The 12033-nt window shown below is 35.8% G+C and carries 12 protein-coding genes; 4 read left to right on the plus strand and 8 right to left on the minus strand.

Annotation, left to right across the window (positions count from 1 at the left end):
- Positions 1–206 precede the first annotated feature (206 nt).
- From TJ68_RS08345 to TJ68_RS02335, 3 genes are all read right to left on the minus strand, one after another.
- Positions 207–380, minus strand: coding sequence for a hypothetical protein (locus TJ68_RS08345; RefSeq protein WP_155974668.1), 174 nt, complete (start codon positions 378–380; stop codon positions 207–209).
- A 152-nt stretch (positions 381–532) separates the two neighbouring features.
- On the minus strand, positions 533–1507 hold the full coding sequence (locus TJ68_RS02330; protein ID WP_040928525.1) for a tRNA dihydrouridine synthase: 975 nt from the start codon (positions 1505–1507) through the stop codon (positions 533–535).
- 43 nt (positions 1508–1550) lie between these two features.
- Positions 1551–2438 (minus strand): SDR family oxidoreductase, encoded by an 888-nt coding sequence (locus TJ68_RS02335; RefSeq protein ID WP_040928526.1) that lies wholly within the window; start codon positions 2436–2438, stop codon positions 1551–1553.
- Positions 2439–2558: 120 nt separating this feature from the next.
- Between TJ68_RS02335 and TJ68_RS02340 the strand changes: the two genes are divergently transcribed.
- On the plus strand, positions 2559–3170 hold the full coding sequence (locus TJ68_RS02340; RefSeq protein WP_052327256.1) for a C39 family peptidase: 612 nt from the start codon (positions 2559–2561) through the stop codon (positions 3168–3170).
- Positions 3163–5637 (plus strand): bifunctional lysylphosphatidylglycerol flippase/synthetase MprF, encoded by a 2475-nt coding sequence (gene mprF, locus TJ68_RS02345; protein ID WP_052327257.1) that lies wholly within the window; start codon positions 3163–3165, stop codon positions 5635–5637. Before TJ68_RS02340 ends, mprF begins: the two co-directional genes overlap by 8 nt.
- A 40-nt stretch (positions 5638–5677) precedes the next feature.
- Here mprF and menB read toward each other — a convergent pair whose 3' ends face one another.
- Genes menB through TJ68_RS02370 form a run of 5 tightly spaced genes read right to left on the minus strand, consistent with a single transcriptional unit; the run spans position 5678 to position 10273 of the window.
- Positions 5678–6496: a 1,4-dihydroxy-2-naphthoyl-CoA synthase gene (gene menB / locus TJ68_RS02350; RefSeq protein ID WP_040928528.1), complete on the minus strand. Its 819-nt coding sequence runs from the start codon at positions 6494–6496 to the stop codon at positions 5678–5680.
- Complete coding sequence (locus TJ68_RS02355; RefSeq protein ID WP_148449618.1) at positions 6493–6786, minus strand: hypothetical protein; 294 nt, start codon at positions 6784–6786, stop codon at positions 6493–6495. The genes menB and TJ68_RS02355 overlap by 4 nt, the downstream gene beginning before the upstream one ends.
- A complete protein-coding gene (locus tag TJ68_RS02360; protein WP_040928530.1) occupies positions 6749–7282 on the minus strand; it encodes an alpha/beta fold hydrolase in 534 nt (177 codons plus the stop codon). Before TJ68_RS02360 ends, TJ68_RS02355 begins: the two co-directional genes overlap by 38 nt.
- On the minus strand, positions 7269–8924 hold the full coding sequence (gene menD, locus TJ68_RS02365; protein WP_040928531.1) for a 2-succinyl-5-enolpyruvyl-6-hydroxy-3-cyclohexene-1-carboxylic-acid synthase: 1656 nt from the start codon (positions 8922–8924) through the stop codon (positions 7269–7271). The genes TJ68_RS02360 and menD overlap by 14 nt, the downstream gene beginning before the upstream one ends.
- Positions 8921–10273, minus strand: coding sequence for an isochorismate synthase (locus tag TJ68_RS02370; protein ID WP_040928532.1), 1353 nt, complete (start codon positions 10271–10273; stop codon positions 8921–8923). Before TJ68_RS02370 ends, menD begins: the two co-directional genes overlap by 4 nt.
- 122 nt (positions 10274–10395) lie before the next feature.
- On the opposite strand from TJ68_RS02370, the gene TJ68_RS02375 reads away from it, so the two are divergent.
- Positions 10396–11313, plus strand: a complete 918-nt coding sequence (locus tag TJ68_RS02375; RefSeq protein WP_040928533.1) for a 1,4-dihydroxy-2-naphthoate polyprenyltransferase — start codon at positions 10396–10398, stop codon at positions 11311–11313.
- A 79-nt stretch (positions 11314–11392) separates the two neighbouring features.
- Positions 11393–11995, plus strand: a complete 603-nt coding sequence (locus TJ68_RS08075; RefSeq protein WP_052327258.1) for a hypothetical protein — start codon at positions 11393–11395, stop codon at positions 11993–11995.
- The last annotated feature ends 38 nt before the right edge of the window (positions 11996–12033 follow it).

The following is a 12033-nucleotide window of genomic DNA, read 5'->3' on the forward strand; positions in this document are numbered from 1 at the left end:
TTTTCAGTAGAACCAACTTAAGATTCGCTGATTGTTATTTAAAATTAAATAATTTAATTTTATACAAATCACTTTTGTATTAAAGCACTAATCATTTCGTTGACAATTAAGCCTTTTGCGTAAACGAAACAGACACCTTCTTTATACAAATCGGTTTTATGTAAAATTAATAAAAACGATTTTACGCAAAACTCATTTGCGTAAACTTAATGCTTTATTTCTCTTTTTAAAGTTTTAAAAATGATTAACAACGCACCGAGAATGACTGGTCCTGCCATTATTTTTTGAAATACTGGATCATTTGGCATAATAGAAGTAAAACTATTGAGAAATACATATATGATGATTAAAAACAGTACGACTACATCTAGGGATTTCATAATTCACCTTCTCTTTATGTATATTTAATAAGTAAACATTAATCAATGTTGATATTTTATCCTCTTAAATCTATTATATACAATTTACAAACTTTGGGTAGTATATTGTGATTTCCATAAAAAATACCGTCCTTATACTAGGACGGCATTTTTTATTCACTCACTTGTTGTGCTTTAAATTGTTTTAGCATTTCTCTAACTTCATCTGTATTTTTAGTACTCATTAGCGCATGCCTTAACTGACTTGCGCCTCTAAAGCCTTTGACATATATTTTAAAGAATCTGTGTAACGCTTGAAATGGGCGTTCTTCGAGTTCTTTTGAGTATTTGTCATGGAGATCTAGGTGTAAATGCAGTAAGTCAAGTAACTCGTCGCTTGAATGTTCTTTCGGTTCTTTTTCAAAAGCAAATGGATTATGGAAAATTCCGCGACCAATCATCACACCATCCACACCGTACTTTTCTACAAGTTCTAAACCTGTTTTACGGTCAGGAATATCTCCGTTTATTGTGAGTAACGTATTTGGTGCGATCTCGTCTCGTAATTGTTTAATTTCTGGAATTAGCTCCCAATGTGCGTCAACTTTACTCATCTCTTTACGTGTACGTAAATGGATAGATAAGTTCGCAATATCTTGTTTTAAAATATGCGTTAGCCACGATTTCCATTCGTCTATTGACGTGTATCCGAGTCTTGTTTTTACACTTACTGGAAGTCCACCAGCTTTAGCTGCTTCTATTAACTCAGCAGCAACGTCTGGTCGTAAGATTAGACCACTTCCCTTGCCGTCACCAGCGACATTCGGGACTGGACATCCCATATTTAAATCGATCCCTTTAAATCCTGCTTTTTTCATACCGATACTCATCTCACGGAAGAACTCCGGTTTATCACCCCAAATATGTGCGACCATAGGTTGTTCATCCTCAGTAAATGTTAAACGACCACGCACACTTTTATTACCTTCAGGGTGACAGTAACTTTCAGAGTTCGTAAACTCTGTAAAATAAACGTCAGGACGTGCCGCTTCTCCAACGACATGTCTAAAGATAACGTCCGTCACATCCTCCATCGGTGCAAGCACAAAAAATGGTTTCGGAAGGTCGTTCCAAAAATTCTCTTTCATCTATCGTTCAATTCCTCTCAAACACAGTTAAAATACTTACTCATTATAACGTAATATTGTACCCACCAGTTATACCATAAATTTGTCCTGTCGTGTAGCTACTTTCTTCACTACCTAAAAGTACATAAACTGATGAGAGCTCTACTGGTTGACCAGCTCTACCAAGTTGTGAACCTTGTCCAAATGTTGGTATTTTACCTTCAAGTTGTCCTCCGTCTAATTGAAGTGGTGTCCAGATTGGACCAGGAGCGACTCCGTTTACTCGAATTCCTTTTTCACTAAAGTACTGAGCGAAGTTTACGACTAAGTTTGAAATGGCACCTTTTGTCGCTGCATAATCCAGTAATTGTTTAGATGGATTAAATGACTCAACAGACGTCGTTAAAATAATAGATGCACCAGGTTTTAGATGTTTTTCAGCTTGTTTAATTGCTTCAAACATACTAATGACGTTCACTTGAAATGTGTTTTTTACTTGTTCGATAGATAAATCTTCTAACTTCTCTTGAGCGAATTGCTCTGCTGAGTTTAAAACTAAAACGTCTAATCCACCGAGGGCTTCTACAGCATCTTCTACTACTTTTGCCGCTTCTCCGTCATTACGAAAATCTGCTTGTAACGTCACAGCTTTTTGACCTAAATTGTTAATGAAATCCTCAACTTCTTTAGCATCTTTTTCTTCACCTGGAAGATATTGAATCGCAACGTCTGCTCCTTCTTTAGCATATGCGATTGCTGCCGCACGTCCAATACCTGAATCTCCTCCAGTAATAAGTGTTTTTAATCCTTTCATACGACCATGGCCTGTATACGTTTCTTCACCAGTATCAGGAACTGGTGTCATTTCAGTTTGTAACGCAGGTCCGTTTTGATCTTGTTCTGGAAAATCATTATATTCAAATTTTGTTCTTGGGTTTTGTAAATGTGTCATGAAAAAACTCCTCCTTTAAATATTACTTATTCTATACCCTATTTTTTAATTTTAAAAATATTTCTCGTATTCTTTAATTTCGTGTAATATATAATTAATAAAAATCAAAGAGTGATGCCTATGATATTAAATGTTCAACCGAAAACGCAACTCCTCCCCTATCCAATGATCATGGGGTGTGAGTCAACAGTAGCATCGATGCTTTTAGAATATAACGGCATCAACTATTCACCAAGAAAACTTGCTGAGTTAATGCCAAAACATGCGGATGATCCAAGAATTGGATATGTGGGGCATCCGAGCTTTTTATATTTTAACGTACATCAAACGATTTTCCCAAAGCCTCTCGGTCAGTTTTTAAAATCTTTTGATGATAAAATTGTCGTGCGTTCTAAAATGACGATGAAAGAGCTTGAAGACGTACTCGATACGAAGCAACCGATTATTATGCTTCCAACGAATAATTTTAGATACCCAAAATATAAGACGTTTCAGTTATCAACAGGATCATTTAGAACGGTATCTAATATACATGCGATTCTTTTAATCGGATACGATGAACAACACTATTACTATATCGATCCTATATTATTTCAGTTTAAATTTTTACATTTACCAGCATTATGGCCAAGTAAACGTCAGATTTTTAAAATACGTAAATCGACATTTTATAAAGGATATGTAAACGGTGAAAACGACGTTGTTTACAAGGAGGTCAGTCTACATGAATAAAACATTAAAACACGTCTGGCCAAAATTTAAGTACGTGTTAATATTTACGATCATTTTAATCGTTACGAATTTACTATTTAAAGAAATTCGAACAATTAACTTTAAAGAAACGATTAAAGAATTTCAAAATCTAGATACGTTAAGCTTTACGGGTATTGCACTCATTGGGATTCTAGCAATTTTTTCTTTATCTCTATATGATTTACTATTACGACGTGCAGCACACATAGATTTACCCGTTCGCACTGTCATTATTATTAGTTTTATCGTCAATGCACTTAATAACTTAATCGGATTTGGGTCCTTAATCGGCAACGGCATTCGTATTATGATGTATCAACCGAAAACTGATAATAAGAATCTAATTAAATACATATCACTCGTTTTATTATCATTTGTGAGTGGACTCGGTATTTTTAGTATTTGTGTCATTACAAAAATGATCGATATTTCGCATTATAGTTTAGAGTACAAAGGTGCTCAACTATTAATGTATGCGATGGCTCTTTTTGTAGTTGTCTTTATTGTATTCACGATATTAAAACCGATTGGAACAGATCGACTATTTGGTATTAAAGTCGTCTTTATCTCTACAATCGATTGGATTTTAGCAAGTGGAATTTTACTGATTATCTTTAAATTACTCGATGCTGATATGTCATTTAGTTTATTTTTTGCGGTATTTACAATTTCATCGATTATCGGATTACTCAGTATGATTCCGGGTGGATTAGGTGCATTTGATTTAGCATTTATTTCACTTTTAAGTTCACACGGTATACCGAGCGAAAAAATATTACTCGCATTATTAATCTATCGATTTGTCTATTACATCGTACCGTTTATGATCGCGTTAACACTCATTATGAGTAATTTGCCGACGATTATGAGTACGTATATTAAAGACAATGATTCTTATACGACACATTTAATACAGTCATACGTTAAACATATACCAAGCGCAGTGACAGCGATTATCTTACTCATCACAGCGTTCGTACATTTAACAGGTAGTGTCATTATCTTATACAACATATCATTTGATCATTCAGCATTGTCATTCATCATGTATACAGTAGCAATCACCGGTGCAATGTTGCTCATTATATTTTCATACGGAGTGTTTAAACAGTCGTTACGAGGTATGTTGATGGCACTAATCGGTGCAGTAATGTTATGTGTCGGTGTGATGTTTACTTACGGAACTGTCGTCAGTGTCATATGGCTTGTCACAATTATCGTCATGCTATTTAACCAGATGAAAAACTGCCGTTACATCATATATCCGCTTGAACCAAAGCGATATGGATTGTTATTTATGATGTTCGTGTCAGGTTCAGTATATACGTATTTTATTTCACGTATATCTCTTAAAGAATCCTTTAAAAGTATCACGCTCGTTGAATCTATAACTTTAATGACCGTGGTGATCGTTGGATTAGCGATTCTTTTATCCGCAATTTTAAAATCTCGTATTAAACGTGAACTCGACCAATTACTCGGTCAATGTATTGATAAAAATGATGTTCGAGAGATTTTAAACACATATGGTGGGAACTATTTAAGTCACCTTGCATTTAGTGATGATAAATATATATTTAGTAATGAAGCTAAGAACGCCTTTATTATGTTTAGTATCACGAAAGATCGTGCAGTCGTTCTCGGTGATCCTGTTGGAAATGATGATTCTTTTGAAGACTTATTAATGGAGTTTTACGACACATATCAACCACTCGGATTGCGCATCGTATTTTACCAAGCACAGGAAAAATATTTACCGCTCTATCATAATTTCGGAAATGTATTCTTTAAGCTTGGTGAGGAAGCTGTGATTCCGTTAGATAATTTTACGTTAAGTGGTAAAAAGCAGCGCGCATTCCGTGCGACGATGAATAAATTTGAAAAAGAAGGATACTCTTTTGAAGTCGTAGACACGTTATCTGAAAAAGATTATAACGCATGTTTACGTGTCAGTAATCATTGGCTCGGTATAAAAAATGAGTTATCATTTTCTGTCGGTCAATTTGAAAAAGACTATGTAATGGCTGCACCTGTCGGCTTAGTACGTGACGAAATATATAACGTCGTCGGTTTCTGTACTTTCATGCCTGTCGATGATGAACGACTATCTGTCGATTTAATTCGTTGGAGCCCAAATGTTGACTTACCGATGATGGACGTTTTATATATTAATATGCTACTTTACGCACAAAATCATGGCTATAAATACTTTAATATGGGAATGGCGACGTTATCCAACGTCGGATTAAATAAATACGGTTACTTACGAGAAAAATTTGCAGCAATCGCTTATGAAAAACTTGGAGACTATTATAGTTTCAGTGGGTTACGTCATTATAAATCGAAATTTAAACCACACTGGGAAACACGATATTTAGTGTATCGAAAGTATGATTCGGTATTGTTAAATATTATTCGAGTTCTTCAAACAATCCATAAAAAATAATCTCAAGTTCAAATGAACTTGAGATTTTTTATTCATAAATTTATGGGAATTTCGGGAATTGATCAAAGTCTGGTGAACGCTTTTCTTTAAACGCATCGCGACCTTCTTTTGCTTCATCTGTCGTGTAGTAAAGAAGCGTTGCGTCACCAGCGAATTGTTGAAGCCCAGCGAGTCCATCAGTATCGGCGTTCATCGCTGCTTTTAAGAAACGAAGTGCTGTTGGTGAATGTTGCATCATTTCTTCACACCATTTCACTGTTTCATCTTCTAAATCTTCTAGTGGTACGACTGTGTTTACTAAGCCCATGTCTAACGCTTCTTGTGCGTCATATTGACGACATAAGAACCAAATTTCACGTGCTTTTTTATGGCCTACAATACGTGCTAAATAACCTGAACCGTAACCAGCATCAAACGAACCTACTTTTGGTCCTGTTTGTCCAAATCGTGCATTATCCGCAGCGATTGTTAAGTCACACACAACGTGAAGTACGTGTCCACCACCAATTGCATATCCAGCGACCATTGCGACAACTGGTTTTGGAGTTACACGAATTAAACGTTGTAAGTCTAATACGTTTAGGCGTGGGATTTGGTCGTCTCCAACATATCCACCGTGCCCGCGTACTTTTTGGTCTCCACCTGAACAAAACGCTAAGTCACCTTCACCAGTTAAAACAATCACAGAAACGTTCTCGTCATCTCGCGCGCGACTCATCGCGTCGATCATTTCTGAAACAGTTAACGGTGTAAATGCGTTACGCACTTCTGGTCGGTTAATCGTAATTTTAGCGATACCGTTATAAAATTCGTACTTAATCTCTTTATATTCCTTTAATGTTTTCCACTCACGTGTCATTCTTTTCCCTCCGATAAAAATTCGTGGCATACTTTTACGAATGCCTCTTTATTTTCAAGGTGGACGTTATGGCCACACTCTTTAAATATATGTAAGCAACTATTTTTAAGTTGCTTATTCATATTATCTCCAATTTTAACAAACTTTTCATCTTTTTCACCGACGATAATTAAAACATCGTTGTCCTTATTTAAATCGTCCCAATAATGTGGCTGAATACCCGTACCATATTTACGTAAACTATCCGCCGCTTCAATATTGTTTTGACTGAGTCTTTCTTCTCGTTGCAATAAAAAAAGATTTTTCATCTAACAGTTTTTGACTTTGGAATAACGGTAACTCTTCCCATTCATCTATAAACGCTTTAAAATCTGTTTCAAGTCGTTCTGCACGTGCTTCGTCGATTTTAATACGTGCTTGTCTCCGATTTACTTTACTCATTCCAGGTGACGTGGATTCTAATATAAATTTAGAAAACCGTTCACTATAATTTGCAAGTAGTGACACTGCTACACGTCCTCCCATCGAATACCCATACACATGAACATGTTTTAAATTTAATGAATCGATAATCTGAACAATACTTTTAGCAATATGATTCATGTCGTAATCAATATCGACACTTTTCGTATTCCCAAAACCAGGTAAGTCTATAAGGAGCGTGTTTATATCAGTAAATTCTTTAGCAAGCTTTCTCATAGAACGTAAGTCTGATAAAAAACCGTGTAAAATGATTAGCGTTTCATCTTGACCATGATCATTTAATTCATAATTAAAATTTAACATGTTGAACGAGTGCCTTTACCTTTTGTTTTAAATCATTATGCTGCTTTACGTTATCTTCACGGTCTGTTTTAATTTCAATGAAGTTACGACCATTTTGATTTAAAATTTCCTCTGTTAAGTCATCTACGGATTGAATGAAGTGATAATTAAATCCATATAATTTTGCTGCATGTGAAAAGTCTAAATCAAGCGGTGTTCCGAACAGTCTCTCGAAGTGTACGTCGTGCTCTTTTTGAGGTAAATAACTAAAAATATTACCACCATTATTATTAAAACAAATGACTATCCCATCTATCTCTTCAAGCTTCGACATGACAAGACCATTAATATCGTGATTTAATGACACGTCTCCGATAATTAACGTCATCGGCATCTTCGTTCCAACTCCAAATGCCGTTGAGACAACACCATCTATTCCGTTTGCTCCGCGATTTGCTAATATATTTAATCGATTAAATACATCATACCGTTCAAAGTCACGAATCGGCATACTACTTGAGACGAATAACGTTCGATCACTATGCGTTCTTTTAATAATTTCATACATATAACGACCTTCGTCGTCATAGTTTTCAATTTCCTCCTTAATCAACTGCTTAATATCCCTATCGACTTCGTATAGTACATCGACTGAGTGATCCGATTCAATGAGTAACGCATCTAACGTATGTTTAACGTCACCAACATAAGTGACGTCTGGAGTTTTCGGGAATGTTTTTACATCGATAAACTCACTTATTAATATTTGTTTTAAAGACGTCTGTTTTAAAAATTGATTCGTCGATTTGGACGTCACAGCTTCACCGATACGTAATATAAAATCATACTGTGATTCTAATTCTTTACGTTGTTCATCTGTTAAATTCATAAATATTAAGTCATGTGTTGTAACAACACGTGATAACTTCGTGCGTTCACTCACTCTCGGGTCCATTATAAACGTGAGTTGCTTATACTTTTCAAAGTCAATCTCTTCTAAACTACAGTCCGTTTCACCGATAATGACTAATCCATTTCCAAGTAGCGGTTCGATATTTGAATCTACAGTAATAGACTCTCGAATGAGTTGTTCTCTAAAAAAGAAATCCGTTCGATCGATATTTGGCATTAACGGCTCACGAACCGGAATATTAATATGTACAGGACCTTTTACGATTCCCTTAAAATACTGACTCGCTTGAAGTACACGGTCTTCAACGTGAGACATGTTATATTCACTTCCGTCAGCAATCGGAAGTTCTGTTTCAAATTTTACATAGTTCGAAAACATATTCGTTTGTTTAATCGCTTGTGGTGCGCCGACATCTCTTAATTCATGTGGGCGGTCTGACGTTAAAACGACTAACGGAATGTGCATTAACCCCGCTTCAGACACACTCGGTACATAGTTTGCTGCTGCAGTTCCTGACGTACAGAGTATTCCGACCGGTTGTTTTAATGCTTTACTTAATCCGAGCGCAAAAAAACCTGCACCACGTTCGTCTGGGTGAATATATGTTTTAATATGTGGATGGCATTCACATGCGATCGCAATCGGCGTCGAACGAGACCCTGGGCTAATGACAATTTCTGTCATCCCTTTACTGTATAACGCGTCGACTAACGTAAAAATCTGTTCAGTTAAGGCTTCTTGATGATTCATTCTAGCGCCTCCAATACATCTAACATCGGTCTAAATTTCGTTCTAGTCTCTTCGTATTCAGATTCTCCTGTAGATCCTTTCACAATTCCAGCACCCGCATAAAGCGTCGCACTTTTACCTGTAATGCGCATCGAGCGCAGTGCTACTGCAAACTCAGCTTCGTTAGACTTTGAAATGACACCAATGGGTGCAGCGTATAATCCACGCGTAAAGTATTCTTTTTCCTTTATATACTCTAATGCACGATTTTTTGGCAATCCTCCGACAGCAGGAGTTGGGTGCAACGCGTGTAATACGTCGAACAAGTTACTTTCCTCATTAAGTGTTGCTTCGATTGGTGTATATAAATGATAAATAAATTTGTTTTCTAATATACGCGTATCGTCATAATGAACTGAACTTGTATAAGGTTTTAAGTCTTCGACGATAGAATCTCTGACGACGATATGTTCAAAGCGGTTCTTTTCATCGTTTAAGAATTCTTTTTTATTTTGTTCGTTTACCGTGTCGTCATCTTCTCTACGAATCGATCCAGCGATTGCGTGTGTCGAGAGTTTTTCATTCTTTAAGTAAAACAGCTTCTCTGGTGTTTTAGAAACAAACGTCGACGTCCCTCGTTCATAAAATATCTTGAAAGTATCTGACTCTACTTTTAAACGGTTAATTAAAAAATTTGAATCGATTTCATTTTCAAATCGAATCAGTAATTCTCTCGATAAAACGACTTTTTCAAATTCATCATCTAAAATATCCACTGTATTATCAACAAGTGTTTTCCATGCTTTTGGATAAATTTCATGATGGCTCGATATTTCTGGAAATCTGAAGCGAGGCTCTGCCACTTCGATTTCTCGCAACGTATTCACGATTAATTCAGCTAAATTTTCTGTTTGAAGGTCTTCTTTCTTTAGAATAAGAAACGCTTCCTGATTGTGTAAATCAAATTGCCATGATGCGAGGATAAACTCGACCATTTTAAAATCGATCCATTCATCCGTCGTTTTTTTATCGTCAAAACGTGTGCCACCAAATAAGTGGATATCCCCGACTAATCCATCATTTAATTTAACATGTTGAATATTATTAAATAGGCCATTTTTTTGAGTGTTTAAAATGTCCGCATTAAATTGTTTACGATTAATTGAATCGATATAGTCAACACCTATTACGTTAATATCCACTTCACGCGATTTAAACCAGTATCTTTCGCCTTTTTTATGATTAAAGTGCATAAAGATTTTTGACGGCGTTATATCGAAATCTTTCGTACTAAAATGTAATGCCAAATATGATGTGTTTGAATCTATACCAATATCATCAATAAGTGATTGCGAGGACTCAATATGCATTATACTCACATTCCTTTAATATAATTACTTTATATTTTATCATCTTTCCAAAAAACTGTGTACATAGTTCGCCATAAAGTATGATAGAATGTTGTACAGTTATCTTTAAAAGGAGATTTAAAATGCAACATGCAGATGTTCTTACCGGATACAAAAAATATATTAGTTTAACGCGTCCGCATACATTGACCGCAGGGTTTGTCCCTGTGTTTGTTGGGACAGCAGCAGTACTTCCATTTGGAAATGTAAACTTTTTAATGTTTTTCTTAATGTTGACTGCGACGATTTTAATTCAATCCGCAACAAATATGTTTAACGAGTACTACGATTTTAAACGTGGACTCGATAGTGCAGATTCTGTTGGAATAGCCGGTGCCATCGTACGAAATGGTATTACACCGAGACGTGTGTTAACTTTCGCACTTACATTTTACTTTATTGCAGCGATTATTGGATTATATATTGCATACGAAACTTCTTGGTGGTTACTCGTCATTGGTGGTATATCGATGGCTGTCGGATACTTATATACAGGTGGTCCTATTCCAATCTCGTGGACACCGTTTGGAGAAATATTTTCAGGAATATTTATGGGTCCTGTCATTATTCTTATTACGTTTTACATCCACCTACAAGAATTACATATGTTTCCATTCGTATTATCGTTACCAATTATGATTACAATCGGATTGTTAAATATGTTTAACAACATTCGTGATCGCGTAAAAGATGCACAAAGTGGACGACGTACATTCGTTATCCTCGTCGGTAAAGATACAGCAACTCAAGTCGTTAACTTTTTACTAATACTCTGTTTTGTGTTTGTAATTATTATGGCATTTACAGATTTATGGCCGTCATTATTTTTACTTTTACCATTACTTTCATTTAAATTGTATAAAAAAACAATGCAGCTTTTAAGGGACGGAGATTCACCAGTAGAACTCATTCCGGCTATGGCTGCGATGGGCAAATTCAACACGATTTACGGCTTATTACTGTCAATCGGCGTATTATTATACGGTTTATTTATACATTAACCAATTCTTGAAAACGGCTATATATTTGACTTATTCTCATATATACTTAAATTATTCACACAATATTGGAGGCATAATAATGAATTTAAAACACTTTTTAGTTGCGGGTGCAGCTTCTACATTACTACTGACTGCTTGTAACACAGATGATAACGAAGCAAGCGAACAAGAAAATGGTACAGAAGAAAGCACAACGACAGAATCAAACGAATCAGTAGTTAAAGACGTTGACGTAAGCGAAAACGACTTAAATGAAGCGATCGAATATGATGGAGAATATGGTAAATATGTCATTACACGTATCGACACTATCGATATCGAGCCATCAGATGAAGAAAAAGAAGCAGATGAAAATGCTACAGCTAAGAAAGCTGTCGTCATCGAATATGAATTCACAAACAAGTCATCAATCCCTACTGCAGGAAACGAAGCATTTGCTTTAGACCTTGCGGTACGTCAGTTCTCTGAAACTGGGATGATTGCAACTGATAACTTAACATTAGATATTCCAGAAGATAGTGAATATCAGAAACTCGTCAACGACTCTACAACAACACTTCAAACAGATGAATCTACTAAAGCGGTAGTTGCATATGGTCCAGTAGATCCAGACGAAAACGAAGTGAAAGTTCAGTCTCGCGAAGACGAGTCATTACTTGATCTTGTTTTAAAATTTAAATAATAACTTTTTACAACAGTATGCTGATGAGCTGCACCCCT

Source organism: Nosocomiicoccus massiliensis (assembly GCF_000438455.1).
Classification (GTDB): domain Bacteria; phylum Bacillota; class Bacilli; order Staphylococcales; family Salinicoccaceae; genus Nosocomiicoccus; species Nosocomiicoccus massiliensis.

Excerpts from the sequence above, each read along its gene's own strand:
- TJ68_RS08345 (WP_155974668.1), bottom strand. The coding sequence starts at position 380 with ATGAAATCCCTAGATGTAGTCGTACTGTTTTTAATCATCATATATGTA.
- TJ68_RS02330 (WP_040928525.1), bottom strand. The coding sequence starts at position 1,507 with ATGAAAGAGAATTTTTGGAACGACCTTCCGAAACCATTTTTTGTGCTT.
- TJ68_RS02335 (WP_040928526.1), bottom strand. The coding sequence starts at position 2,438 with ATGACACATTTACAAAACCCAAGAACAAAATTTGAATATAATGATTTT.
- TJ68_RS02340 (WP_052327256.1), top strand. The coding sequence starts at position 2,559 with ATGATATTAAATGTTCAACCGAAAACGCAACTCCTCCCCTATCCAATG.
- mprF (WP_052327257.1), top strand. The coding sequence starts at position 3,163 with ATGAATAAAACATTAAAACACGTCTGGCCAAAATTTAAGTACGTGTTA.
- menB (WP_040928528.1), bottom strand. The coding sequence starts at position 6,496 with ATGACACGTGAGTGGAAAACATTAAAGGAATATAAAGAGATTAAGTAC.
- TJ68_RS02360 (WP_040928530.1), bottom strand. The coding sequence starts at position 7,282 with ATGTTAAATTTTAATTATGAATTAAATGATCATGGTCAAGATGAAACG.
- menD (WP_040928531.1), bottom strand. The coding sequence starts at position 8,924 with ATGAATCATCAAGAAGCCTTAACTGAACAGATTTTTACGTTAGTCGAC.
- TJ68_RS02370 (WP_040928532.1), bottom strand. The coding sequence starts at position 10,273 with ATGCATATTGAGTCCTCGCAATCACTTATTGATGATATTGGTATAGAT.
- TJ68_RS02375 (WP_040928533.1), top strand. The coding sequence starts at position 10,396 with ATGCAACATGCAGATGTTCTTACCGGATACAAAAAATATATTAGTTTA.
- TJ68_RS08075 (WP_052327258.1), top strand. The coding sequence starts at position 11,393 with ATGAATTTAAAACACTTTTTAGTTGCGGGTGCAGCTTCTACATTACTA.